The following is a 26,099-nucleotide window of genomic DNA, read 5'->3' on the forward strand; positions in this document are numbered from 1 at the left end:
GGGTGAGGGTCACACTCTGCGGACGAGCGAGAGTTCGGCGCGTGCCGCCCCGCACGTGAGCGGATGAATCCGCCGCACAAGCAGTAAGCCCGACCGCTCTGTTCGCGGAGGAGCCGCTACGGCGATGCCGCGAATGGTGAGGGCCGCAGTCCGCGTGGCGAGCACCAGGTTTGGCGCGTGCCGCACCTCTCCTGAGCGAATGAATCCGCCGCTCAAACAGCGGTAACCCCCGACACCAGCCGCTGGCGCGTCCGGTTCGGGGCTTCAACTGCGTTCGGGAGCAACAGACACTGCCCGGGGGCACAGTCCGCGCAGGCGGACTTCGTGTTCTTCGAGGTGCGGTTTCAACCGCCGACCAAGGCCGCCACGCGCCAGAAGCCTCGCTCGAGGCGCCGATCTGGTGTGTGCTCCCTCTCCCACATCTGTTCGTGGGAGAGGGTCGTCGTGCGCAGCACGCGGGGTGAGGGCCCCACCCCGCCGCCGCGCCACACTCCGCGGGATCGCAGTCACGTCCCGCCCGTCGCACTCACGCACTCACGCACCCAGCACTCCCGCACTTCCCCCTCCCCGCCGGTCCGCCTCTTGCACCCGCGCCGCCTCCCTGAACGGCATCACTCGGGAGGAGACCGCCATGCATGATGTAAATCTCAAGGGGCTTCGCGTCGCGGTGCTCGCGACGGACGGCTTCGAGCAGATCGAGCTTACGCACCCGGTGGAAGCGCTGGAGGAGCACGGCGCCGAGGTGGACATCGTCTCGCTGCGCCCCGGGCGCATCCGTGGCGTGAACCACATGTATCCGGGCAAGAAGGTGCGCGTCGACCGAACCGTCTACACCGCCGACGCGGGCGAGTACGACGCGCTGCTGCTCCCCGGCGGGCTCATCAACCCCGACACGCTGCGCCAGAACGACCGCGCGCTGGACTTCGTGCGGGCCATGGACCACGCCGGCAAGCCCATCGCGGTCATCTGCCACGCGCCGTGGCTGCTGATTTCCGGCGGGCTCATCGTGCGCCGCAGCCTGACCTCGTGGCCCGGCATCCGCGACGACGTGCGCAACGCCGGCGGCGTGTGGAGCGACGAGCCGGTCGTGCGTGACCGCAACTGGGTGTCCAGCCGCGGCCCGCAGGACATCGACGACTTCACGCACGCCATGCTGAACCTGTTCGCCGAGCACGTGCGCATCACGCCGCGCCCGAACGAAGCGGAGCACACGAAGGAAGGCGGGCTCCCCATCGGCCGCATGCTGCTGGGCGGGCTGGCCGCGGCGGGGATCGCGTACCTGGTGCGCAACCAGCTTGCGCGTGAGGAGCAGCCGCTGGAGTACGTGGAGGTGGTGGACCTGGAGCCGGAGGTCGTCATCATCGAGGACGCCTATCCGCCCGACGAGTACGAGAGCGAGGGCGCGTACGCGGGCGGGATGCCGTACCACTCAGGCACCGAGTATTCGGCCGGCACCGGAACCGGATACACCGAATCCACCGGCTACGCGGGCACGGCCGGCACCGGCTACACCGGCGCGGCGGGCTCCACGGGCACCGGCTACGGAGCGGCGGGCGGCACGGCGGACCTGGGCGGGACGGGCTACAGCCCCGCGCCCAGCCCGGCCGGGGGCCCCACCAACCTCGGCGGAACCGGCACGGGTTACGAAGCCACCCCGGGCTCGGTCGCGGGCGCGCAGGACGTGGGCGGCACGGGCGCGGGCTACGTCTCGCCTCCGGACTTCAACGGGCCGACGGGCACCGCGGGAACGGACGAGGGCGACCTCAACCGCGGCGCGGGCACCACGTACCGACCGCCCTCCGTCTGATTCCGGACGGGGTGGATGAACAGCGCGGGGGCGGCCGACAGGGCCGCCCCCGCGCTCGTTTCCGGGCGGCGCGGCGCGTGCTACCTTGGGCCGCATGCCGCTACCCGAGACGCTGTACACCCTCGCGCTCCGCGCCGCCCGCCCGCTCCTTCCGCTCGCCGCGCGGGGCGACGGAAAGCTCGCCCGCAGCGTTCGCGGGCGGTCCGGTGTGCTGGCGCGGATGGAGGCGTGGGCGGCCGCGCACCGCGATCCCGCGCGTCCCCTCGTGTGGTTCCACGCGCCCAGCGTGGGCGAAGGGCTGCAGGCGCGCGCCGTTCTGCAGGCGTTCCGCGCGCGGCGGCCGGAGGCGCAGGTCGTCTACACCTTCTTTTCCGCCTCAGCCGAGCGGTTCGCCGCCGGCGTAGGCGCGGACCACGCGGACTACCTCCCCATCGACCTCGCCGGCGACATCCGCCGCGCGCTGGACGCGCTCCGCCCCGACGTCATCGCGTTCTCCAAGACGGACGTGTGGCCCGTCCTCACCCGCGAAGCCGCCGCCCGCGGCGTCCGCCTCGCCCTCCTGAGCGCCACGCTCCCCGCCGGATCCAGCCGCCTGCGCGGACCGGCGCGCGCCCTCCTGGGCCCTGCGTACGCGCGGCTGGACGTCGTCGCGGCGATCTCGGCGGAGGACGCGGACCGCTTCGCCGGGCTCAACGTCCCCTCGCGGCGGCGTCAGGTGATGGGCGACGCGCGGTTCGACCAGGTGTGGGCGCGCACCGCGGCGGCGGACCTTGCCTCGCCCCTGCTCCGCCCGTTCGGTGGTTCCGATGGGATGACGCTCGTCGCCGGCTCCACCTGGCCCGCGGATGAGGATCGTCTGATCCCCGCGCTCGCCCGCCTGGCCGCGGATGGACTGCGCCCGCGCCTGATCCTGGTTCCGCACGAGCCCACGCCGGACTACCTGGCCCGCTCCGACGCCGCGCTCCGTGCCACCGGCCGCGCCCCCGTTCGCCTTTCCGCCGTGGACGCGGGGACCGGGCCCGGCGACACCGTGCTGGTGGACCGCGTGGGCGTGCTCGGCGACCTGTATGCGGTGGCGGACGTTGCGTACGTGGGGGGTGGATGGGGAACGGCGGGGCTGCATTCCGTGCTGGAACCCGCCGCATTCGGCGTTCCTGTGCTCTTCGGGCCACGCCACGCCAACGCGCGCGAGGCCGCCGACCTGATCCGCGCGGGCGGCGCGTTCGAGGCTAGCGACGCCGCCCCGCTCGAGACCGTCCTCCGCCCCATTCTGTCGGATGACGAGCGTAGAACGCATGCCGGAGCCGCCGCGCGCGCCTACGTGGCCTCTCACCTCGGCGCCGCCGAACGCGGCGCACGGATCATCCAAGATCTGCTCGTTCAGGCGCGATAACCCGTACTCCCCTGCCTCCCAGAGTAGCGCCCGATCGATCTCCGCGCCTACACACCCAAGCCGCCGCCACAGTCCGCGAAGGCGGACTTCGTGCCTTTCCAGCGGCGAATTCATTCGCTCTTGGGTGGGCGGACGCGCCGAATCCCGTCGTACCAAACGGCACGTTCCGCCACAGTCCGCGCAGGCGGACTTCGCGCCGTTGTTGCCGCGACTTCAGTCGCCCCTGCAACGCCTGCACGCACGAAAAAAGGTCCCGCGACTCGGGTGAGCCGCGGGACCTCTTTTTTATCTCAGCCGACCACCCGAACCGGGCGATCTCATCCATCCAGAAACGTCACGCCCCGGCGATGTGCGGGCCCGCGCCGTGCGGCCCGGCCACGTGCGTCGCGGGAACCTCCACCTCCACCAGCCCGCTGGGCATGGCGGCCAGCGTAACCGGCGACGGCAGGATCGGGAAGGTGGCCATGTACCACGAGTAGCACGCCACGAAAAGCCCCAGGAACGCCAGCGACATCGCGATCTCCGGGAAGCCGATCCCGATGGCTCCCCATTCCTCCAGCCAGAAGTTCGGCGTGGCCAGCAGGAAGCGCTCGATCCAGTGGCCCACCAGGATCAGCACGGCGAAGCCGGCCAGAATCTGCGGCACCTTCTTGACCGACCGCGGCAGCAGCCCGAAGAACGGCAGCACAAAGATCAGCAGCACCGTCGCGATCACCAGCGGCCCGAACTTCAGGAACTTCAGAACGAAGTATTCCTGCTCGTTGGGCAGCAGGCCATACCAGATCACCACGTACTGCGACCAGTTGATGTACATCCAGAACACGGCAAAGGCGAACACCAGCTTGCCCAGGTCGTGAAACTGCTTTTCGGTGATGTACGACTCCAGCCGCAGCGAGCCGCGGTACAGCACCACCATCAGCGCCGTCATCGCCAGCCCCGAGTGGAACGCGCTGATGAAGAACGCCACCGGGAACATCGTGCTGAAGAAGTGCGGAAGCGTGAGCATCGCCACGTCCATCCCCACGAACCCCCACACGACCGCGTAGGCGATCCCCAGAAACACGCCGATCTTGAGCGCGGCCTGCTGCGACACGGCCGCCATCTGCCGCACGTCGCCCCGCCCGTCGCCGCGCAGCCAGTTGTGCGCAAAGCTGCGGCGCCCGGCCCGGTCCAGCCCGTGGACGTCGGCCCGCAGCTGGTGGTAGGCGAACCGCATGGCCAGGCCGAACAGAACCGCCATCCCCACCAGGTCGCGAACGAACAGGAAGGTGAAGTTCAGCCACCCCGACTTGGCCTCCAGCACCGCGTCCCCGTGAATGGGGTCGTGCATCACCCCGTCGACCAGATGGGGGATCCAGTGATGGAAGAAGATGTTCTTGCCGCCCAGCAGAAGCGGAATGAACAGGAGGAACGCGAACGGAAGGAACGCCACCCCGCCCAGCGGAAACCGCTTGATGGACCACGCCCACCGCGCGTTGGTCAGGTGCAGCGCCACGGCGAACATCACCATGCCGATGGACACCGACGACCAGAACATCCAGTTGAAGTGGAAGGCGTTCCACGCCCGCTGGCTCGAAGGCGCGAACAGGAATGCCGCCGCCGCGCCGGCGACCGCCAGCAGCAGACCGCCCAGGGTGGCCGCCGAGTTGCCGGCCGCCATGCGAAGCGGAATGTGGGTCGGATAATCGCTATGCCCAGCCATCAGAAACGCTCGTCAGGGGTTTTCTTGCGTGCTCGGCGGCGCGGTCTCCACCGACGGGGGCGTACGGCTGGCGGCCGGGGCCGGCTCCACCGGCGCGGCGTTGGGCACCTGCGCGCCCACGGCCGACACGTTCGGCGGCGGGTTGCGGGTTTCCAGGCCGCCCTGAAGCTGGCGCACGTACTCCACCACCGCCCAGCGGTCCAGGTGCGTCACCCGGGCGCCGTACGGAGGCATCAGGCCGCGGCCCACGTCGATGACCGCGTAGATGTAGCCGTCCGAACGGGCCTGCGTGGGCCCGGCGTTGAGCGCCGGCGCGTAGGGAAACTTGTCGGGGCCGATCACCGGCCCCTTGCCGTCGCCCAGGTCGCCGTGGCACGAGGAGCAGTGCTGCTCGTACATCAGCTTGCCGCGCGCCAGGGTGCGCGCGTCCGGCCGCAGCGGGTTCTGCAGCGTCGCCGCCACCGAATCCAGCTGCGTCTGCGAAAAGCGGCGCGGCACGTCGCCCATGGGGTTGCGCGTGGGCACCGTTCCGGGCACCGGCTCGCGCACCATCTCGTACGGGTCGGGCATCACGTCCTCGCGCATCGTCGAAAACGCGGGCACCTTGCCCGAAGCCTCGTCGATGTCGTATCCCGCCCAGTCGGTGCAGGCGGGAAGGGCCGCGGCGACGCCCAGCAGCGCCAGGGCGCGCGCGCCGCGGCGAAGCTCAGCGCTGGTCAACGAGCACCTCCTCGGAACCACTCTCGTTCATGATCCGCTGCACGTCGCCGTAGCGGTCGCGGGGAGCGTGGGCGAACACGCCGAAGTTGCCCGCCGTGAAGGACGGGTGGTACATGGGCGCTTCCGGCGGCCCCACGTGGGGCATGCGCCCCAGGATGAACAGGCCGGCCACCGTGCTCAGCGCGCCGAGCAGAATGGTCAGCTCGAACATGATGACGCTGAACCCGGGGAGCGCGATGATCTCCTTGCCGCCCACCACCAGCGGCCAGTCCAGCGACGCCCAGGTGGCCAGCGCCGTTCCCGCCGCGGTGCCCGTAAAGGCGCCGATCAGGGTAAAGATGCGCACCGGGCTTTCCTTGGTGCCCAGCGCCTCTTCCACCTCGTGGCGCGGCGTGGGCGAATACACCGTCAGCTCGTACCCCTGCGCGCGCAGCGAGCGGATCGCGTCGGTCGCGGTGTCCAGGTGCGGGAATACGCCCAGCACCCCCGTCTGCAGCTTGCTCATCGGGCCTCCCACTCGTTGTAGCCGGTGGGCAGCAGTTCCACCGAGGTGGCGTGCGAATCTTCGGCGTGGTGCGCCGCGCCGGTGCGCTTCATGGGCGGCGGCAGCACTTCCTTGATTTCCGCCATCGACAGACCCGGCAGGAAGCGCAGGAAGAGCAGGAACCACATGAAGAACCAGCCGAAGCTGCCCAGCAGCAGCGACGCGTCCACCCAGGTCATGTGGTAGTTCCAGAACTTCCACGGCTCGTAGCTGTGGGCCAGCGACGGCGCGATGATCACGAAGCGCTCGTACCACATCCCGATGTTCACGAAGATCGTGATCAAAAAGAACGCGTTCAGGTTCTGCCGCACCTTCTTGATCCACAGAAGCTGCGGGATGATGGCGTTGAAGGTGATCATGGACCACCCCGCCCACCAGTAGTCGCCCGTGACGCGGTCCCAGAACACGTCGCGCTCGTACAGTTCGCCCGAGTAGTACGCCATGAAGTACTCCATGGCGTAGGCGTAGCCCACGATGGTGGACGTAAGCAGCAGCAGCTTGGCCAGCCGGTCGTAGTGCACCGGGGTGAAGTACGCCCCCAGGCGGAAGATGCGGTGCACCGGCACCATCAGCGTCACCACCATGGCCACGCCGGACAGAATGGCGCCCGCCACGAAGTACGGGGCGAAGATGGTGGTGTGCCACCCCGGCACGATGGACACCGCGAAGTCCCACGACACCACCGAGTGCACCGAAAGCACCAGCGGCGTGGCCAGCGCGGCCAGGAACATGTACGCGCGGGTAAAGTGGCGCCACTCGCGGTCCGTGCCCCGCCACCCCAGCGCCAGCGCCGTGTAGATGCGCTTGCGCACCGGCGTGGTGGCCGCGTCGCGCGCCGCCGCGATGTCGGGGATCAGGCCGATGAAGAAGAACACCGAGCTGACCGTAAGGTACGTCGTCACCGCGAACACGTCCCACAGCAGCGGCGACCGGAAGTTGGGCCAGATGTGCCGCTGGCTGGGAAGCGGAAGCAGCCAGTAGAAGAACCAGGGACGGCCGATGTGGATCAGCGGGAACAGCGCCGCCGTCAGCACCGCGAACACCGTCATCGCCTCGGCGAAGCGGTAGATGGCCTGCCGCCAGGGCGCGCGGAACAGGTACAGAATCGCGGAGATCAGCGTGCCCGCGTGGCCGATGCCCACCCAGAACACGAAGGTCGTGATGAGAACCGTCCAGTTCTCACCCACCATGCCCAGGCCGTAGATGATGTTGTGCAGCTCGGCCACCACCAGCAGCCCCACCAGGCACACCGCCATCCCCAGCAGGGCGATGTAGCCCTTGCCCGGGTTGGTGAGCAGCGACAGGGCGTCGCGGTTTACCTGCTGGTACGACTCGACGTCCGGATGGAACTCGGACCGGGTTACCGTCGTTACCGTCGTCGACATGATCAGTGTCCTCCCTGCATGGCCGGTTCGTGGCCTTCCTGCGGCTGGTGCTCGGTGGTGCCGCCCATGGCCGGCGGAGGCGCCTCACGCCCGCCGTTCCTGGGCTGGTGCAGCGTCACCTTCTTCAGGTAGACGATGGCCGGCTGCGTGTTCAGCTCGCCCAGCGCGCGGAAGCCGCGGTTGCTGCGGGCCGCCTGCGCCACGGCGGTGGTGGGGTCGGCGATGTTGCCGAAGACGAACACTTCGGTGGGGCACGTCTGCACGCACGCCGGCACCACTTCGCCGTCGCGCAGGGCGCGGGCCTCGGAAGTCGCGTTGCGCTCGGCTTCATGGATGCGCTGCACGCAGAACGTGCACTTTTCCATGACGCCCTTTTCGCGCACCGTCACGTCCGGGTTCAGCTGCCAGTTCAGCGGCTCGGCGAACTGGTAGGTGAACCAGTTGAAGACGCGCACCTTCCACGGGCAGTTGTTGGCGCAGTAGCGCGTGCCCACGCAGCGGTTGTACACCTGGCCGTTCAGGCCGTCCGGCGTGTGGTACGCCGCGTACACGGGGCACACCGGCTCGCAGGGCGCCTGGCCGCAGTGCTGGCACAGCATGGGAAGGAAGCGCACGTCGTCCGTGGCGTCGTCCCGCATCGCCTCTTCCTCGTGGCGGCTGACCCCGAAGTACCGCTCGATGCGCAGCCACGAAAGCTCGCGTCCCTTGCGGATTTCGGTCGGCCCGACGACCGGGATGTTATTCTCCGCGTAGCAGGCCACCACGCACGCCGCGCAGCCGATGCACCGCGCCAGGTCCACGACCATGGCCCAGCGCGTCTCGTTGTCGATGTACTCGCCGTACTCCGTCCCGGCCGGCGGGTAGGCCGCCGGATCGGTGGTGGTCTCCACCGGCACGAAGCCGCCGGAGCCCTTGAGCTGGTGAATCGGCTTTTCCTCGCCGGGAACGAAGCCCGGGCCCTTCTGGTCCAGCCGCATCAGTTCGGTAATGCCCACCGCCTGCGAGATGGCGCGGTCGTGCTGCACGCGCACGCCCTGCTCCACCAGGCCCTGCGGAAAGGCGCGCGTCACGTTGCCGCGGCCCGTCTTGGTGAGCGAAACGCGCACGCCCGCCGTGGTCAGCCCGCCGGAAGCCGGATCCACCGAGCCGCCCAGCAGCTTCATGGGGTTGGCGCCCACGCCCGCCGTGAAGCGGCCGAACGCCTCGTGCCCCAGTCCCATCTGCATGGCGATGGCGCCGCGCATGATGCCCGGGTAGACGTAGATGCGCGTCTTGACCATGCCGTGCGGCGAGCGGATCTCCACTTCGTCGCCCTGCTCCAGATCCATCGCCTTGGCGGTGTCCGGATGCACCTCGGCCCACGAATCCCAGCTCACCTTGGCCACCTGGTCCGGCAGCTCCAGCAGCCAGGGGCGGTTGGCGGTGCGGCCGTCGTAGAAGCGGATGGACGGGTAGACGACCAGGTGCAGGCCGTTGGCCTCGCCCTCGTACCGCGGCGCCTGGTAGGTGGCGGCGGCCACCGCGCGCGGCGGCGCCTGCACCTGCGCGGGCGGAACGACGACCGGCGCGGCGGCCGGGGCCGGCTGCGCGGTGGTCGCGGCCACGGCACCCGCGGCGGCGGCGGCGGCCGGAGCCGTCACCGCCGGAGCGGCGGCGGGGGCCGCGGCGGCCGGCTGGGCCTGGCGGTCCAGCGCGGTAAAGCCCAGCGCCTGCGTGCCGCGGCCGTTTTCGGCGAACACGCCGCCGCGGCGCAGCGCGCCGTCCCACGCCTCGGGGCTGCCGGCCCGCGCGGCCCAGGAGGCGCGCAGGTAATCCAGCCACGTCGTTCCCGTGAAGCCCGCCGTGGGCACCACGCGCAGCGCGCGGCTGATGCCCAGCAGGATCTCGCCCACCGCGCGGGTGTTGAACACCGGCTTCATCGCCGGCTGCACCAGCTCGAACACGCCGGGCTGCGGGATGTAGTCGTCCCACCGCTCCAGGAAGTGGCTCTGCGGCAGCACGTGCGTGGCCATCGCCGAGGTCTCGTCCGGAAAGCTGCTGAACGTGACGCGCGTGGGCACCTTCTGCAGCGCCTCGGCGAACTTGAGGCCGCCGGGAAGCGTGTAGGCCGGGTTGGGCGAATCCATCAGGATCACCTTCACCTGCCCCGCGCGCATCTGCTCAATGAGCTGCAGCATGGGGCGGGCGTCCGTCGCCGGGGCCGTGGTGCGGCCGTTGAGCCGGTCCACGGCTTGGCGCAGCGCCTCGCCGTTGGTGCCACGCACCGCGTAGCCGGGGCCGAACGCCACCTTGCGGGCCGACGCGCCCCACCACTCGCCCAGCGTACGCAGGCCGGTGGTGATGCGCTGCGTGTCCGCCGGGGTCGGATTCTCCGGGGCGATCTGCGCGCCGACGGCCGACAGGTCCCCGCCCGCGGCCAGCGCCTGGGCCAGCAGCGCCTCGGTGCCGGGGCGCGTGGGGATCCACAGGTCGGCGTTGATGCCGGTGAGCGGGCGGTGCGGCCCCACCCACACGAACTTGCCGCGGCGCCCGTTGTTGTACGCGTGCTGCTGCGAGAACTGGTACGCGTAGTCGACGGGCGACCCCCAGGTTTCCAGGAAGTCGGCGCCGAAGCTCACCAGCAGGTCCGCGTCGGCGAAGCGCAGGTCGCGCGGCGTGTCCTCAAGCGGGGCCCAGTCCACGCGGCGCGCGCCGATCGCCGTGGCGAAGTCGGTGGCCAGGCGGTCCATGCTGCCAGCGTAGCCGCCGGTGAGGTAGACCACGCTGCCGCGCGGAGCGGTGCGGATCGCCTCGGCCACGGCGGTTTCGGCCTGCTGCCAAGTGGTGCTGCGCGGCTGGTCGACCCCGAACTCCATCACCGACGGGCCCGTGTAGCGGTCCGGGTGGTAGAGCCCCTGGGGGGCGGCCTGCCCGCGCGGGCACAGGTTGCCGTGCGAGATGGGGTGGTCGGGGTTGCCCTCGGCCTTGGTGACGCGTCCTTCGTGCGTCTCCACGTGCATCCCGCACCCGGCCGGGCATTCCCGGCAGGTGGTGGTGTAGTAGGTCGGCACCCCGGGAACCACTTCCTCGGGGGGCACCACGTACGGGATCAGCTTTTCGACCTGCCCGGTGGAGCATCCCACCGTGGCCGTCGCAGCGCCCGACGCGCCAAGCACCTTCAGAAAGGTGCGCCTCTTCATTCCGTCAGACATGCCGTCTCCTCAGCAATCCTTCTCAGTGCCGGCCGTCAGTAGTGGCAGACCACGCAGTCGGTTGACGCGCGCTGGTTGGGATAAGTGGCCTGCTGGCCGCGAATGTCTCCGCCCTCGGAGCGGAGCGCGCGCAGCTTGCGAACAAACGACGACCGGCTGCGCACCGCGGCCTCTTCCGGGGCCGACAGCGGCATCTCGCCGCGGTGACAGTCGATGCACCACCCCATCCGCAGGGACGAGAACTGGTACACCTTCTTCATTTCCTGCACGGGGCCGTGGCACGTCTGGCACTGCAGGCCGGCGTTCACGTGCGAGTTGTGCGGGAACTTGGCGTGCTCGGGGATCTTGTGGATGCGCACCCAGGGAATCCCCTCGCCGCGCTTCCAGTAGTCCACCAGCTTCAGGCCTTCCTGGTGCCAGGCGCTGTCCGGCTTTTCGGCCGTGCCCTTGACGCGGGGAAAGGCGAGCGCCGCCTGGCCGCGCAGCGACGTGGGCGCGCTGCTGGCGGGCACGTGGCAACCCACGCAGAGCTGCACGCTGGGGATTCCCGCGTCCGGCGACCGGTCGGCCGTGTAGTGGCAGTACATGCAGGGCATCTTGTTGTCGCCCGCGTGCACGCTGTGGTAGAACGCGATCGGCTGGTCGGGGCCGTCGCCTTCATCCGCCCTGTACGGGCGGCACGAAGCCGCGACGACCACCGGGAGCAGCGCGAGCGCCGCCATGCGAAGGAGCTTTGTCATCGTCTGCCTGAACGGAGAATACCATGGGCCGCGCGCACCCGAGCGCCCCTTTTTCGCTCGACCGCGCGCGGCGTCCCCCCAGCCCCCGCCGGCTCTCCTGGGCCGGGTGGCTGTTCGGAGCACCCCATATAACACGGTGGCAACCCGCCTGCAATATCAGGCGCGGCCCCACCTTTTGTAGTCGTTTTCCCTACAATCCGCAAACCCGCTTCTGGCAATGACTTGCGAGAAGCGGGGGCGGGAGCGCCGGCCGGGATTTCTGGCCAGAGTGGTTGATAACGGTTCTCAATCAAAGAACCAGATGTTTACCGGGAGCGGCGGTGCTCCACCATCAGGCACCGGTCCTGAACCACGCGGATGCCGGCTTCGGCAAACCTGCGGGCGGCTTCGTCGTTGCGGATGCCGCTCTGCATCCAGACCGATTTGGGCTTGGCGGCCAGGATGTCGTCCACGTGCGCCGTCACATCCTGCGGGCGGCGGAACACGTTCACCATGTCTACCGGTTCGGGAATTCCCGCCACCGTGCGGTACACCTTCTTGCCCAGGATCTCGGTGACGTCCGGGTAGTAGACGGGAACGGGCACCACGTCCAGCCCGGCGGTATGCAGGTACTCGGGGACGTAGAACGCGGCCTGTCCGGACTGCGCCTCGGTCTTGATCCCCAGCACCGCCACACGCTTGGTTTCGCGCAGCAGTTCGGCGATGCCGTCGCTGGTGGTCACCAGGTTCTTCTGCCAGTCTTCCACGGTCGTTCTCCGGTACGGGGTTTTCTGATCGGCGGGTGGGAGGATGAGGTTTCGCGTTTCCGCCCGGGCACTGAGCACTGAGCACTTCCGTCCTCGCACTCACGCACTCAGCACCCAGCACTCACGCACTTCCCCTGGGCGTGCCCCTCCGCTGCGCTCCGGGTCGGGCTTCGCGCGCCGTAGGCAACGATACAGCTGTTGCCAACGGCGCCGAGCCCCGGTTCGCGCCACGGTTGAGCTTGCCGAGCGGGCTTCATCCACGCGCGAACCGGGTTCTCGGCCCTCCGGGCGCGAATCCCTCACGCGAGGTCGATACATCCCCTCTTCCGTCATCCCGCCTGCATCCTGCCCCAACCTGCGGATCGCGTGCCGTCGCGCTCCGCGGGCGCCTGCGTCGGACGGTCGGGCGCACCGTCCCAGGCAGCAGTTCGGTCGGGAATTCGGTGCCGACTCATTGATCACGCAGAAAGCGGCGCGTCGGACCCGTCCGGCGCGCCGCTTCCCCGGCATGACATGCTTGATCGCGATCCGATTGCCTTGGCAGACATCCCCTGACCGGCGGAAGCCCATTCGCGCCATCGGCAGAACAGTCGTCCGGGAGCACAAACCGGGTTGTCGCCCACAGTCCGCGAAGGCGGACTTCGCGCCGTTGTTGCCGCGACTTCAGTCGCCCCAGCTCCCGGCACCCGAGCGCGGCTCCTCCCTTCCTACCGCGCCCGCCGCCAGCGCTCCACGACGCCATCCGGATCGCGCTCCGCCGCGCCGATGCCGGCGAGGTAGGCCAGGTGGGCGCGGGCCTCCCGCAGCGCGTGCAGGAAGTTGTCCGGCGGCAGTTCGGGAAAGAGGCCGAGCGCAACATCGTACGCCGTCTTCGGTTCATCGAGCAGATCCAGCGTCTGCTCGTTGCGCTCGTCATGGTGCGCCAGCAGGACGTCAATCCGCTCCGCCAGGCCGGTGAACGGCTCGCCGTGGGACGGCAGAACGAGGTCCACCGGCAGCTCGCGCAGGCGGCGCAGCGAGGCCAGGTAGTCCGCCAGCGGGTTCTCGGCGTACAGATCCGCGCCGATGTTGGGCGAAATGCGCGGCAGCACGTGATCGCCCGCGATCAGCAGCCGGCGCTCCGGATGATAGACCGTTACGTGCCCCGGCGAGTGCCCGGGCGTCAGAATCCACTCCCACCCGCCGCCGCCGGGCAGCGCCCCGCGGTCCCCGCGCAGCAGTTCATCCGGCGGATAATACTCGTACCGCTGGTGAATGCGGTCCGACGCGGCGAGCAGCGCATCCGCCAGCGGCGCCGGAATCCCGCCCGCGCGAAAGCTTTCGCCGACAAGAAACTTGTCGTCTGCCCATCCCTTTACCCAGCGCTGCGCCAGCTCTTCTTCCCGCTCGTGGATGGAGAGCCGCGCCCCGCTCCATTCGCGCACCGGGCCCGCCAGGCCGTAGTGGTCGATGTGCGCGTGCGTCAGAACGACGTGCCGCAGCGACTCCGGCGTGACCCCGATGTCCGCCGCGCCCTGCCGCAGCGCTTCGCGAGCCGGTCGCGTGTCGATCCCCGTATCCACCAGCACGTGCCCGTCATCCCCCTCCAGCACCCAGGCCGCCACCTCGCGCGGCGGAAAAGGAAGGGGAATGGACAGGCGGTGGAGCCCCGGCGCGATCTCGCGCGCCGGGGCGTCGGCCGCGCTCAGGCGTCCTCGGGAAAGAAGAGCGTCTTGTCGCGCGCCATCTTTTCCAGCAGCGGCGCCGGGGCAAAGCGCGCCCCGAAGCGCTGCTCCAGCGCCCGCAGACGCTCCAGCACCCTGGCGGGACCGGTGCGGTCCACGAACCAGAACGGCCCGCCGCGGAACGGCGGAAAGCCGATGCCGAAGATGGCGCCCACGTCGCCGTCGCGCGCGCTGCGCAGCACGCCTTCTTCCAGCGTGCGGACCGCCTCGTTCACCATGATCAGCGCCAGCCGCTCCTGCAGTTCCTCATCGCCCAGCTCGCGGGCGGCGGGGTTGCCGATCACGCCGTACACGCTCTCGTCCGGCCCCGTCTTCTTGCCGTCATCGCCAAAGCGGTAGAAGCCCTTGCCGTTCTTGCGGCCCAGGCGCCCGTCCGCCACCAGGCGGTCCACGATGTCGCTGGGCTTCATGCGGTCGGCGAACGCCTCCGACATGATCTTGCCCGCCTTCTGCGCCACGTCCAGCCCCACCTCGTCGTACAGCGTGATGGGGCCCACGGGAAAGCCCCACTCCGTCATCGCCTCGTCGATGGCCTCCATCCGCACGCCCTCCTGCAGCAGCAGCGCGGCCTCGGCCATGTAGGGCGCCAGGATGCGGTTGACGTAGAAGCCCGGCGAGTCGTTCACGATGATGGGCGTCTTGCCGATCTTCTTGGCGTAGCCGTGCGTCGTGGCCGTCACCCAGTCCGCCGTCCCCGCGTGGGTGATGATCTCCACGAGCGGCATCTTCTCCACCGGGGAAAAGAAGTGCACGCCGATGACGTGATCCGGACGCGCGGACGCCTCCGCCAGCTTGGCGATGGGGATCGTGGACGTGTTGGATCCCAGCACGGTGCCCTCGCCCACCGCCGCCTCGATCTCCTGGATGACGCGGTGCTTGAGGGAAACTTCCTCGAACACGGCCTCCACGATCATCTGGCTGGCGTGAAAGCCCGTGTACTCCGTGGTGGGCTGCACGCGGTCCAGCAGCTTGGTGACCTCGAACTTGCGCAGCCGCTTGCGCTTGGCGCGCTTGCTGAGGCTTTCGCGCGCGGTGCGCAGCCCCTTGGCGGCGGCCTCGGGCTTCACGTCTTTCAGGCGCACGCGGATTCCCGCCTCGGCCGAGGTGGCGGCGATCCCCGCGCCCATGAAGCCCGCGCCCACGACGGCCACCTGGTCGATGTCGCGCGCCTTGGCGCCGCTGGTGAGCCCCGGATCGTTCTTGGCCGCGGTGCTGGTGAAAAAGACGTGCACCAGCGAGCGCGCCTCGGGCGTCACGGCCAGCTCGCCGAACGCCTTGGCCTCCAGCTCGAAGCCCTGGTCGATGTGCTTGTCCAGCCCGCGCTCCACTACCTGCAGCAGCCGCAGCGGCGCGGGGTAGAGGCCGTGCGTCTTTTCCATCACCCCCTGCCGCGCCTTGCTGAAGATCAGCCGGCGCATGGGGGCCAGACGCTCCAGCCGGTCGGGCGAGCCGGTGCTGCGGCCGGACTTCGGCGTCTTCTTGCGGTCCGCCAGCTCCATGGCCACGCGGCTGGCGACGGCGAGCAGGACCGGCGCGGGAACGACTTCGTCGATGATGCCGGCCTTCATGGCGCGGCGGCCGTCCAGCTGCTTGCCGGTGAGCATCAGGTCCAGCGCCGTGCGCAGCCCCACGAGGCGCGGCAGGCGCTGCGTGCCGCCCGCGCCGGGAACGATGCCCAGGTTCACTTCGGGCAGGCCCAGCTTGGTCTTGGGCGAGTCCGTGGCGATGCGGTAGGTGCAGGCGAGCGCCGTCTCCAGCCCGCCGCCCAGCGCGGCGCCGTCGATGGCCGCCACGACGGGGATGCGCAGCCGCTCCAGCCGGGTGAGCAGCGTCTGGCCGGCGCGGCTGGCGGCTTCGGCGTCGGCGGGGGTGTTGAAGTTCTTGAACTCTTCGATGTCGGCGCCGGCGATCCAGCTGCCGCGCTTGTCGGAGATGAGCACCGCCGCGCGTACGCCGTCTTCGCCCGCGTCCAGCCGGTCGATGATCTCGCCCATCTCCTCGATGAGTCCGGCGGAGATGACGTTCACGGGCCGGGCGGGATCGTTCATCCGGATGACGGCGAGGCCGTCCTCGATCTCCATGTGGACCGCCGCCCGGGTGGCGGGCTCTTCCAGCATCGTTGCCATCGCGCGCTCCTGAAGTGCGAGAAAAAAAGTGCGTCAGTGCTGAGTGCGTCAGTGCGGGAGGGGAAGTGCTCAGTTCCAAGTGCCCCAGCCGTCATGCAAGGCTCGCGGGCGGCCCCCACCCGGGCCGGCACCACCGGCCCACCCTCCCCCAAAAAAGACTGGGGGAGGGTTGGGGGCGGCGGCGGTCCCGGTGCGGGCGCGCGGTTCATCCCCGCCGCGCGATCCCTGAGCGAATGAATCCGCCGCTCAAACAGCGGGAACCCCCGACACGGCGCGATTCGCGCGCCGTTCGGGGCTTTAACCGCCCACTCACGCCAGAGTCCCCGGTGTGAATTCTCCCCTCTCCGTGCGTCTGTTTGCACGGGGAGGGGCCGGAGGAGGGGCCCGAAGCCGGCCCGGGCACCGCATCGTCCGATCCGCACGAATCTGCCGTGTGCTCCCTCTCCCACATCCGTTCGTGGGAGAGGGTCGTCGTGCGCAGCACGCGGGGTGAGGGCCCCAGCCGGCGGCCGCTCCAACCCTTCATCCCGGCGGATGTTCTTCCCCACCCGCCCGCTCCGCGCTGGCTCCCCGTTCGGACGTTACGCCGTCATCCCACCATCCACCGCCAGCACCTGCCCCGTCACGTATCCCGCCGCGGGGGACAGCAGGAACAGCGCCGCGCCCAGCAGTTCATCCTCCCCGCCCACGCGGCCCAGCGGAACGATGCGGGCCAGCGCCTTCTCCGCGCCGTCCAGCACCTTGTCCGTCATCGCCGTGCGAAAGAAGCCGGGCGCCAGCACATTCACGCGAATCCCGTGGCGCGCCCACTTCACCGCGAGGTCGCGGGTGAGCGCGATGACGGCGCCCTTGCTGGCGCTGTAGCCGGCCGCGTCCAGGATCTCCGGCGCGCTCCCCTTGAGTCCGGAAACGGAGGCGATGTTCAGGATGGCGCCGGGCGCGCCCCGCGCAATCAGCCGCGACGCGATTTCGCGCGAGCACAGAAAGGTGCCGGTCGCGTTCACGTCCATCACCTTGCGCCACGCGTCCAGCGGCATCCGCTCCGCCGGCGCACCCCAGCTCGTTCCGCTGTTGTTGATCAGCAGATCCACCGGCCCCAGCGCCGCCTCCACCTCGTCGAACGCGGCGCGAACCTCGTCCTCCGCCGATACGTCCAGCCGCAGCGCCAGCGTGCGCACGCCGTGCTCCTCCGCCAGTTCGCGGGCGACGTCCGCGCACGCGTCCCGCTTGCGAGAGGCGAGCGCGACGGACGCTCCCGCCTGCGCCAGCCCGCGCGCCATCTGCTCGCCCAGCCCGCGCCCGCCCCCGGTCACCAGCGCCACGCTTCCGGACAGATCGAACAGCTCGCGGACGGTTCGCATGCGCGCTCCTGATGACGGGTGCCGGGGGTGGCCGGCGCTCAATCTACGCGCCGCCAAAACCCGCGCAAATGCTGGAAAAAACTGAGCGCGGCTCACCTCCCCGCCGGTGCGGGTTCCGGCCGCGCGGGCGCCTGCCGGTGCAGCGACCCGGCCATGGCGGCATACGGAACGATGAGGATGGCCAGCAGGAGCGCGAAGTTGACCGCCGCGAACGCGGTGCGCAGCCCCATCCTGCGGTGGAACGCGATCGGCGGGCGGTACGCGGTGCCCGGTCCTTCCAGCAGAAACACGACGAGCGCGGCGTGAATGGGCGTGTGGCCAATCACCTCTACCTTGCCGAACACCAGCGTGGTTGTGAAAAAGACGAGGGTGATGACCAGCGCCAGCGGCCGCTGCAGCAGGTTGATGATCAGCAGGTAGCCCAGGCTGAACTCCACGAACGCGGCGCCCAGCAGAAAAAAGCGCAGGTCAAAGCCCAGCGCGAGCTGCGGATGCTCGTTCAGAACGTGGAGCGCCCACTGCGGATAGATCACCTTCTCCAGCGCGACCCAGCAGAGGGAAAAGCCGACGGTCGCGTACAGCGCGGGGATGCCGGTGCCGCGCAGCCGCTCACCCTTGGCGCCGCTGGTGAGCAGATACCACCCGGCCCCGGCGTACAGCAGGTAATCCAGCATGTGAAAGACGCCGAAGCGCCCCAGGCCGATCAGGTACAGCAGGATGAGCCCCGCGCCCGCCGCCGGCACCGTCCGCGCGAAGAGCAGCAGGAACGCGCAGGCGAACTGGAACCAGCCGATCCATCCCGCCGCTGCCCGGAGTTCAGGCGCCAGCAGCGCATCCGCCTGCCACGACAGCAGCAGCGCCGCGCCCACGCCGATGCGCATCACCAGCACGGAATCGCCGCGCCGCGCGGCCAGCCAGTCGTTCACGCGGCGGTAGGCGGGGACCTTCTCCAGCCGCTGGTCCACAAAGACGAGCGCCGCGATCACCGCCATGCTCAGCACGGCGAGCCCGATGAAGAGCGGCCCCACGGCCTGCGCCAGCGTGCGCGGCTCGTCGCCGAAGCTGAATTCCGTGAACCACTTCACGTGCGCCATCGCCGGCCGGGGAACGAGCATCCCCGCCGCGACGGCCGCCGACATCCAGCGCCTTCCCCGCTTCATCTGCATCCTCCCGGTGAGGTGTCGCGGTGGGCCGCCGCACGCCCCGCGCCATCAGTCGATCAGGATCGCTTTGCGCCAGCGGCGGACGGAGTTGATCAGCCACAGTTCGTCCGCTGCGCGCAGGTCGGCGGGGTGGAGGACGCGCTCGCGGATCTCGCCCGTGCGCAGCAGTTCCGCGCGCAGCACGCCGGGGAGCACGCCGCAGTCCAGCGGCGGCGTCCACAGCACGCCGCCGATCCGCGCGACCAGGTTGGCGATGGTGGATTCGGTGACTTCGCCGCGCTCGTTGATCAGCAGCACGTCGTCCGCGTCCGGGCGGGCGGCGGCCCGGCACTCGTACGCCGCGCGATGCGTGGTCTTGTGAAAGAGCATGGGATCGCGATGGTCCACCGGATCGGCGGAGATCGCGACGCGCACCGGTTCCGGCAGCGGGGCGAGCGGCGTGGCGGTGATGGAGGGATGGCCGGATCGGTCGATGGTCAGCCGGACGCGCATCCGTTCATCCCCAAAGCCGCCAGCAGCGGACTGGAGCGCGCCCGCCACCGCCGCACGGTCGAACGCGTAGCCGAAGTACGCGGCCGAAGCGGCGATCCGATCCAGATGGCCATCCAGAAGCAGCCATCCGCAGTCCGGCTCCCAGAGCAGCGTCTCCAGCAGGTCGAAGCGCACCGGCATGCGGCGCGTAAACTCCGCCTTGTCCAGACACTCCTGGTATTCCGCGCCCGCATCGGAGTCGTAGGTGACGCCGCTGCCCACGCCCAGCTCCGCCGTCCCCGCGCCATGATCCAGAAGCAGCGTGCGGATGGCGACGCTGAACACCGCCTCGTTTGGCGACACGAAGCCGATGGCGCCGCAGTACACGCCGCGCGGCTCGTCCTCCGCCCCGGCGATGATCTCCATCGTCCGCACCTTGGGCGCGCCCGTTACCGACCCGCAGGGAAAGAGCGCGCGAAAAATCTCCACCAGCCCCACATCCGGGCGCAGGCGCGAACGGATCGTCGACGTAAGTTGATGGACGGTCTCGTATCGCTCCGCCGCGAACATCCGCTCCACCCGCACGCTGCCGAACTCGCTGACACGGCCGGCATCGTTCCGCAGCAGGTCCACGATCATCAGGTTTTCGGCGCGGTCCTTGGCGGATGCGGCCAGCTCCGCGGCCAGGGCGGCGTCCTCCGCGGGAAAGCGGCCGCGGGGGCGCGTGCCCTTCATGGGCCGAAGCTCCAGCTCACCGCCGCTGGCGCGAAAAAAGAGTTCGGGGGACGCGGACAGGATGGAGACGGGGCCCAGCCGCAGGTGCGCGCAGTAGCCCGAGCACTGCGCCAGGCACAGCCGCGCGTACAGTGCGTCCGCGTCGCCGCGGAAGGTGGCACCCAGCCGCGTGGTGAAGTTCACCTGGTAGCTGTCGCCCGCGGCGATCAGGGCGCGGATCTGCTCGATCCGGCCGCGATACTCCGCCTCGCCGATGCGCATGCGCCACGCGCCGAGTTCCGCCGCCGCGCCGTCCTCGAACGACGGTGCAACCTCCTCGCGCGTCTGGAAGATGGCGAACCATGCGAGGGGAAGGCGCGGGTCGGGCGGGCGGGTGGCGAGGGCGGGGTCGAAGGCGGGCGCGGCCTCGTACGCCACGTATCCCGCCGCATGCAGGCCATCGCGCGCGGCGCGCTGCACGGCGGCCAGCACGGGCACCACGTCCGCGAGCGTGTCCGCGCGAAGAACGGTCAGCAGCCCGCGAAAGCGGAACGAGCGTGCCGCGCCGGGGCCGCCGGGCGCGTCGAATCGCGCGGAAACGGGCTCCGTGCCCGCCGCCGCGCCATGAAGGTCATCCACAAATCCCGCCCGCTCTTCGCGCAATCCGCCTCGGCCGCCGTAGTGGGGAACGCGGCAAGATCAGCGCGGAGCGGGCGCCCGCGCAACGCCCGCTACACGCCCGTGGAATCCGGGAGCTCATCCGCGGCGGACTTCTCCGTGCGCGGCACCACGGGGACCGCGGTCTCGCACAGACGCCACAGCTGCTCGTCCGTTTCCTCGTGCCACATGGGCGGGCGGGGATACAGGCGTCTTTTTTCGCCATCGGTGGCAAAGCACAGCCAGCCGTCCACCATCTCCTGGGGGAGGTGCGAGCCGGACCCGCGCGGGTCCGTCATCTCTTCGGGAACCACTTCCCACACATTCCACTCGGAGCCATCCGGGGCGCCGAAATTCCGTACTGCCATTCTAAGTGTGCCTCGTGCATGAGTTTGCGCTGCGCACGCGGACTGCAAGCTACGCGCCACCGGGCACACCAGCAGGTTTTCACCCGCCGCTGCTACATACCCGGGCACGCCGCCCTCCAGCCCGGAACCAGACCGCACCCTGACAACAAGACTCTGGACGCCGCACCTAAAGCGCCGCATCTTGCGATTGGGACGGAGCGCCGGCCGGGTACGGGATTACAGTCCTGAACCGTGCCTCCGCCGCAAATCACAAGCCTGTAATTTCGCACGCCCGGAGTACCGCGCCTTATACGCCGTGCCATTGAAAGAGAGGGGCCCGTGAACAAGCTGAAGCTGAGCATGGAATCGCTCAAGGTAGAGACGTTCGAGGCAGTGCCGGTGCCGGAGCAGCGCGGGACGGTGCCGGGCAACGAGGTGATGGTCTCCTTCCCCAACACCTGCGCCGACACGGAGTGCGGCAGGTCGTTCTGCGTGTCGTCGCCCTGCGCGTGCTGAAGCGCGGATAGCACAGGGCGGCTCCCGCGCACCCTCACCGGCGCGGGCCTCCGGCGCGGGACGCCGCCCAACAGAGCGGGGCCGGATCACCAGATCCGGCCCCGCTCTGTCCTATTCCCTATTCCCTATTCCCCATTCCCTCTACTCCTCAACCTGCGCCGGCATCGCCCGCGGGTGCGTCATCCCCTCGGGCGACAGGATCTCGTCCAGGCGCTCCTGCGAGAGCCACGCCTTTTCCTGTACCAGCTCGTACACGCCGCGGCCACTCGCCAGCGCCTCCAGCGCCAGTTCGCTGCTGCGCTCGTAGCCGATGTACGGCACCAGCGCCGTCACCAGGCCGATGCTGTTTTCCACCATCCACCGCATGCGCTCCACGTTGGCGGTGATCCCCAGCACGCACCGCTCGCGCAGCACCACCGCCCCGCGGATCAGCATGTCCACCGACTGGAACAGGTTGAAGCCGATCACCGGCTCGAACACGTTCAGCTGCAGCTGCCCGGCCTCCGCCGCCATGGTGATGGTGAGGTCGTTGCCCACCACCTGGTAGCACACCATGTTCACCACTTCGGGGATGACGGGATTCACCTTTCCCGGCATGATGGACGAACCCGGCTGCATGGGCGGCAGGTTGATCTCCCCCAGCCCCGCGCGCGGCCCGGAGCTGAGCAGGCGAAGGTCGTTGCAGATCTTGCTCAGCTTGACCGCCACGCGCTTCAGCACGCCGGACACCTGCACGAAGGCGCCGGTATCGGCCGTGGCCTCGATCAGGTCCGGCGCGGTGATCAGCTCCAGCCCCGTGACCTCGCACAGCTTCTGGCAGACCAGCGCGGCGTAGCGCGGATCGGTGTTGATCCCCGTGCCGATGGCCGTGGCGCCCATGTTGGTTTCGCGGATCAGCTGCGCCGCCTCGCGAAGCCGGTCCATGTCCTCGCCGATGGTGACGGCAAAGGCGGTGAACTCCTGCCCCAGCGTCATGGGCACCGCGTCCTGCAGCTGCGTGCGGCCCATCTTGAGCACCTGGCTGAACTCCGCGCCCTTGCCGCGGAACGCGTCGGCCAGGTCGCCCAGCGCGTGCACCAGATCCGCCAGCGCCCAGCTTCCCGCCAGCTTGAGCGCGGTGGGATACACGTCGTTGGTGCTCTGGCTCAGGTTGACGTGGTTGTTGGGATGAACCACGTCGTACTCGCCCTTGCGCCGGCCCAGCAGCTCCAGCGCGCGGTTGGCGATGACCTCGTTGGCGTTCATGTTGGTGCTGGTTCCCGCCCCGCCCTGCACCACATCCACCACGAACTGCTCGTGCAGCTTGCCGTCGCGGATTTCGCGGCAGGCCCGCACGATGGCGTCGGCCACCTCCGCCGGCAGAATCCCCAGCTCCTGGTTGGCCAGCGCCGCCGCTTCCTTGATGGCGGCAAGGGCGTTGATCAGGTAGCGGTACTGGGAGATGGGGATTCCCGTAATGGGAAAGTTCTCCGTCGCGCGCAGCGTCTGCACGCCGTAGTAGAGATCGACGGAAAGCTGGCGCTCGCCCAGCAGGTCGTGCTCGGTGCGCATCTCGCCGGACAGGTAGCCGGTGCCGCGGCCGGACAGCAGCGTGTTGGCGTAGCGCAGCCGCGACGAAATCACCCGCGCGGCAATGGACACCAGCTTTCCGTACAGCCGCGGCTCGCGCTCGGCCAGCCCGGCCATGGCGGAGCGGGGCACCTCCACCACGCGTGCCTCGTCGGTCACCACGCCGCTGGTGGAGTGCGGATAGTCGTCCAGCAGGCTTCCCTCGCCGTACGATTCGCCGGCGCCCAGCACGTGCAGCACGCTGGGAACGCCCCGCGCGCCCTTTACGATCTGCACCCGGCCGTCCAGCAGAATGCCGAAGGCGCGGCGCGGCTGGCTTTCGCGGAACACGTAGCCCCCGGTGGGCACGGTGCGCGTCTCGGCCGAGGCGGCCAGCAGCCGCATCTCGTCGTCGTCCAGGGCGCGCAGCTCCGGGTGGGCGCGCAGCACGTCGTACACGGAATCGGTCATCATCCCCTACCCGCGGCAGCCGGCCGGGCCGGCGTGGATTTCGTCCATCACGGTCCTTCCGGGTCCGCCCGGAAGGCCGGCGAACGTACAGCGCCCCGCGCCCGTAAACAAGCGAGGAAGGGCGCGGACGGCCCGTGGCGGGAACCGTGGGATGGAACGGCCTTTGCACCCCCGGCACGCCCTGTCGGCGGCCCACCAGGGGCCGGAATTCCTGAAACCAAGGGAGATCCACATGGCGATCTGGAACCGAAACGACAACAACTTCGGACGCGGCCGCGAAGGCATGGGCGGTCCGGTCCGCCCGGATCAGGGCCCGTTCAGCGGCCACACTCCGCACGACGTGGAGAGCAGCCGCTACGACAGCGGCTACCGCGGCCAGGGCGGAATGAACCAGGGGATGCGCAACAACTCCTGGGCGGACGGCGCCTACACGGCCGACGCCGCCGACCGGCTGGACCGCGACACCGACCTTGGCGGCAACCGCGGGCGCGACACCAGCCCCTTCCACGACGGGTCGTACCGGGCGGGCGGTTCCGAGGGCGGCTATGCCTCGGGGATGAACAACAACGGCCTGGACCGCAACGGCCGCGGATGGAACCTGGGCACCGGCTCCGACGAGTGGGGCCACAACTGGGGCGGCGGCAACCGCGGCGGCATGCAGGGCCCGGGCGGGATGCAGGGCCAGGGCGGCATGCAGAACCAGCAGGGCGGCGGCTTCCTTTCGCGGGCGCAGAACGCCGTGCGCCGCGGGTGGGACCAGGTAGAGGACCGCTTTGACGGGGACGACGACCGCACCCTCGCGTACGGCGCGCGTCCCATGGGCCGCGGCTCGTACGACCGTGACATGCAGGGCCGCGGCGGGTACGACCGCGACATGCAGGGCCGCGGAATGACGGGCGGCTACGGCGGCGCCCCCATGCGCGGCCGAATGTCGTATGACAACGACTTCGACCACCGCGACGGCGGGCACGGGTACAAGACCCGCCAGCAGACGGACGCGGGCGACCCGTTCGGAGACCGGCAGGCGCACACGCCCATCCGCATGGTCAACGGCGGCTTCGACGACCGCTACGACACCGGCCGCACCATGCAGGGCGGCATGCGCGGCGGGATGATGGGCGGCGGCATGGGCCGCGACTATGACCACGACGGCGACGTGGACATGCGCGACCGCATGCACGGCGCGGCGGACCGCATGACCAGCGGCGCGCGGCAGGGGTGGAACAACGTGCGCGACCGCTTTGATCGCGACGAGCCCAACCGCATGAACCGCGGCGGCTACGACCGCGACGTGCGCGGCTTCAATGGCGGCCGCGACTGGTTCTAACCATCGCCACTGCCTGCAGATCGGCCCCGCCCCGGAGTTCTGGGGCGGGGCCGATTCGCGTTCCGGGTTGATGAACCGCTGAACGCTGATGCAGAGGATGCAGTCCGCGACGGCGGACTTGGTGCTTTTCCAGCGGCGAATCCATTCGTTCCTGGCTGGCGGCCGCGCCGAGGCTGATCGAAACCAACGGGGACCGCGGCCACAGTCCGCGAAGGCGGACTTCGCGCCGTTGTTGCCGCGACTTCAGTCGCCCGTGTCGGGTTCGCCGCGCCGCTACTCCCCGCGGCGGCCGCGGCGCGCGGTTGCGGCCGCGCTCCCGTAGCGCAGAACCACGATGCCGGCGGGCGCCTCCGGGTAGCGCACCAGCAGTACCAGTTCCGGCCCGGTGAGCGCCGCATCCCCCGTGAACGCCGTGCCCGGCGCGGACGCCTGCGCCGCGCCGCCCGCCGCAGTCTCGCCCGCGGGCGCCAGTGGCTGCCACTGCGTTCCGCTGACCGCGAACACCTCCGTTGCGCCGGGAGCCTCAATGCGGAACCGGTGCATCGCGCCGGGAACCAGCCGCGCCGCCAGCGGGGCCGCGGTCACCCGGATGGGGTGCTGCGCGACGGGAAACACGCCCACGAACTCCCGCCCCGCCGCTGACGCGTTCCGTACGTCCGCGGGGGAGAAGCCCAGTTCCCAGAAGTCGCGCTGCAGCGCCGGCATGCGGTCGAACTGGCTCACGCTCACGGGGTGGGCCAGCAGCTGCATCGCCGGGTCTTCCGCCATGTGCGAGTAGATGAACTTCTCCGGGTCCGGAAAAAAGTAGAAGTCGCGAAAGCGCCGCACGAAGTCCCGCCCGATGATGTCGCCGGCGCCCCAGCTGGCATCCACCAGCTGCCATGCGCCATCGACCCGCACCACGTTCCACGCATGCCGCTGGCGCGAAACGGGATTGCGGGGATCGCCCGAGTACGCCTTGGCGTAGCCGGACACCTCGCCCACCTCCAGCCCGGCCGCGTGCGACATCGCCATGAAGAGCAGCGAAAATCCGTCACACACCGCGCGCTTGCGGCGCAGCACCGCGGGCGGCGTCTGCACCGGCACCATGAACCGGCTGCCGAAGAACGCGGACGCGTCGTACTCGATGTTGTGCGTGATCCAGCGGTAGATGGCGCGTGCCTTGTCGCGGTCGGAATGCAGCCCGCGGGTCACCTTGGCGGCGATCTCCTCCACCGAAGCCGCGTTTGCCGGCGCGGCCAGCGCTACGGAATCCGCCATGCGATAGTCATACGTCTGCCTTTGCGCCAACACGGGGGCGGCGGCAAAGAGCACGGCCGCGGCGGCCGTGACTGTGATCCGGGCGATGTTCATGGGAGGGTAGTGCGGTTGTGCGTTGTGGTGGTGCGGAGATGGACAGAAGGCCGAGCGGGCGTGGCAGTCGGCACGTGGAGCGCCGGGTCCTGC

General features: G+C 69.9%; 19 protein-coding genes. 4 read left to right on the forward strand and 15 right to left on the reverse strand.

Features of this window, described 5'->3' with window-relative positions:
- Positions 1-631 precede the first annotated feature (631 nt).
- Positions 632-1,807 carry a type 1 glutamine amidotransferase domain-containing protein gene (locus tag HNQ61_RS28330; protein WP_205761500.1) on the forward strand — a complete coding sequence of 392 codons (1,176 nt, stop codon included), beginning with the start codon at positions 632-634 and terminating at the stop codon, positions 1,805-1,807.
- Positions 1,808-1,901: 94 nt separating this feature from the next.
- On the forward strand, positions 1,902-3,200 hold the full coding sequence (locus HNQ61_RS18290) for a 3-deoxy-D-manno-octulosonic acid transferase (protein ID WP_170034767.1): 1,299 nt from the start codon (positions 1,902-1,904) through the stop codon (positions 3,198-3,200).
- A gap of 334 nt (positions 3,201-3,534) precedes the next feature.
- Here the strand turns inward: HNQ61_RS18290 and HNQ61_RS18295 are convergent, their stop codons facing one another.
- The 13 genes from HNQ61_RS18295 to HNQ61_RS18355 form a co-directional block, all read right to left on the reverse strand.
- Entirely contained in the window at positions 3,535-4,902 is a 1,368-nt protein-coding gene (locus HNQ61_RS18295) for a hypothetical protein (RefSeq protein ID WP_170034766.1), read from the reverse strand.
- A 12-nt stretch (positions 4,903-4,914) separates the two neighbouring features.
- Positions 4,915-5,622, reverse strand: coding sequence for a c-type cytochrome (locus tag HNQ61_RS18300; protein WP_170034765.1), 708 nt, complete (start codon positions 5,620-5,622; stop codon positions 4,915-4,917).
- The gene (locus HNQ61_RS18305; protein WP_170034764.1) at positions 5,609-6,127 is read right to left on the reverse strand and encodes a DUF3341 domain-containing protein; all 519 of its coding nucleotides are present in this window, start codon (positions 6,125-6,127) and stop codon (positions 5,609-5,611) included. Before HNQ61_RS18305 ends, HNQ61_RS18300 begins: the two co-directional genes overlap by 14 nt.
- Positions 6,124-7,551, reverse strand: coding sequence for an NrfD/PsrC family molybdoenzyme membrane anchor subunit (nrfD, locus tag HNQ61_RS18310; protein ID WP_170034763.1), 1,428 nt, complete (start codon positions 7,549-7,551; stop codon positions 6,124-6,126). The genes HNQ61_RS18305 and nrfD overlap by 4 nt, the downstream gene beginning before the upstream one ends.
- 2 nt (positions 7,552-7,553) lie before the next feature.
- The gene (locus HNQ61_RS18315; protein ID WP_170034762.1) at positions 7,554-10,742 is read right to left on the reverse strand and encodes a molybdopterin dinucleotide binding domain-containing protein; all 3,189 of its coding nucleotides are present in this window, start codon (positions 10,740-10,742) and stop codon (positions 7,554-7,556) included.
- 35 nt (positions 10,743-10,777) lie between these two features.
- Complete coding sequence (locus HNQ61_RS18320; RefSeq protein WP_170034761.1) at positions 10,778-11,482, reverse strand: cytochrome c3 family protein; 705 nt, start codon at positions 11,480-11,482, stop codon at positions 10,778-10,780.
- Positions 11,483-11,787: 305 nt separating this feature from the next.
- The gene (locus tag HNQ61_RS18325; protein WP_170034760.1) at positions 11,788-12,228 is read right to left on the reverse strand and encodes a CoA-binding protein; all 441 of its coding nucleotides are present in this window, start codon (positions 12,226-12,228) and stop codon (positions 11,788-11,790) included.
- Positions 12,229-12,935: 707 nt separating this feature from the next.
- The gene (locus HNQ61_RS18330) at positions 12,936-13,832 is read right to left on the reverse strand and encodes an MBL fold metallo-hydrolase (RefSeq protein ID WP_170034759.1); all 897 of its coding nucleotides are present in this window, start codon (positions 13,830-13,832) and stop codon (positions 12,936-12,938) included.
- A gap of 80 nt (positions 13,833-13,912) precedes the next feature.
- Positions 13,913-16,078 (reverse strand): fatty acid oxidation complex subunit alpha FadJ, encoded by a 2,166-nt coding sequence (gene fadJ / locus HNQ61_RS18335; protein ID WP_170034758.1) that lies wholly within the window; start codon positions 16,076-16,078, stop codon positions 13,913-13,915.
- Between the two features lie 581 nt (positions 16,079-16,659).
- A complete protein-coding gene (locus HNQ61_RS18340; RefSeq protein WP_170034757.1) occupies positions 16,660-17,439 on the reverse strand; it encodes an SDR family oxidoreductase in 780 nt (259 codons plus the stop codon).
- Between the two features lie 92 nt (positions 17,440-17,531).
- Positions 17,532-18,599 carry a hypothetical protein gene (locus tag HNQ61_RS18345; RefSeq protein WP_170034756.1) on the reverse strand — a complete coding sequence of 356 codons (1,068 nt, stop codon included), beginning with the start codon at positions 18,597-18,599 and terminating at the stop codon, positions 17,532-17,534.
- A 51-nt stretch (positions 18,600-18,650) separates the two neighbouring features.
- A complete protein-coding gene (gene pabB, locus HNQ61_RS18350) occupies positions 18,651-20,426 on the reverse strand; it encodes an aminodeoxychorismate synthase component I (RefSeq protein WP_170034755.1) in 1,776 nt (591 codons plus the stop codon).
- Positions 20,427-20,518: 92 nt separating this feature from the next.
- Complete coding sequence (locus HNQ61_RS18355) at positions 20,519-20,812, reverse strand: hypothetical protein (RefSeq protein ID WP_170034754.1); 294 nt, start codon at positions 20,810-20,812, stop codon at positions 20,519-20,521.
- 318 nt (positions 20,813-21,130) lie between these two features.
- On the opposite strand from HNQ61_RS18355, the gene HNQ61_RS18360 reads away from it, so the two are divergent.
- The gene (locus HNQ61_RS18360) at positions 21,131-21,307 is read left to right on the forward strand and encodes a hypothetical protein (RefSeq protein ID WP_170034753.1); all 177 of its coding nucleotides are present in this window, start codon (positions 21,131-21,133) and stop codon (positions 21,305-21,307) included.
- Between the two features lie 141 nt (positions 21,308-21,448).
- Here the strand turns inward: HNQ61_RS18360 and aspA are convergent, their stop codons facing one another.
- Positions 21,449-23,326: an aspartate ammonia-lyase gene (gene aspA / locus HNQ61_RS18365; RefSeq protein WP_221239701.1), complete on the reverse strand. Its 1,878-nt coding sequence runs from the start codon at positions 23,324-23,326 to the stop codon at positions 21,449-21,451.
- A 232-nt stretch (positions 23,327-23,558) separates the two neighbouring features.
- Here aspA and HNQ61_RS18370 point away from each other — a divergent pair, with 232 nt between their 5' ends.
- Complete coding sequence (locus HNQ61_RS18370) at positions 23,559-24,653, forward strand: hypothetical protein (RefSeq protein WP_170034752.1); 1,095 nt, start codon at positions 23,559-23,561, stop codon at positions 24,651-24,653.
- Positions 24,654-24,926: 273 nt separating this feature from the next.
- Here HNQ61_RS18370 and HNQ61_RS18375 read toward each other — a convergent pair whose 3' ends face one another.
- Positions 24,927-26,006 carry a transglutaminase domain-containing protein gene (locus tag HNQ61_RS18375; protein WP_170034751.1) on the reverse strand — a complete coding sequence of 360 codons (1,080 nt, stop codon included), beginning with the start codon at positions 26,004-26,006 and terminating at the stop codon, positions 24,927-24,929.
- Positions 26,007-26,099 lie beyond the last annotated feature (93 nt).

It is taken from the genome of Longimicrobium terrae (assembly GCF_014202995.1).
GTDB lineage: Bacteria > Gemmatimonadota > Gemmatimonadetes > Longimicrobiales > Longimicrobiaceae > Longimicrobium > Longimicrobium terrae.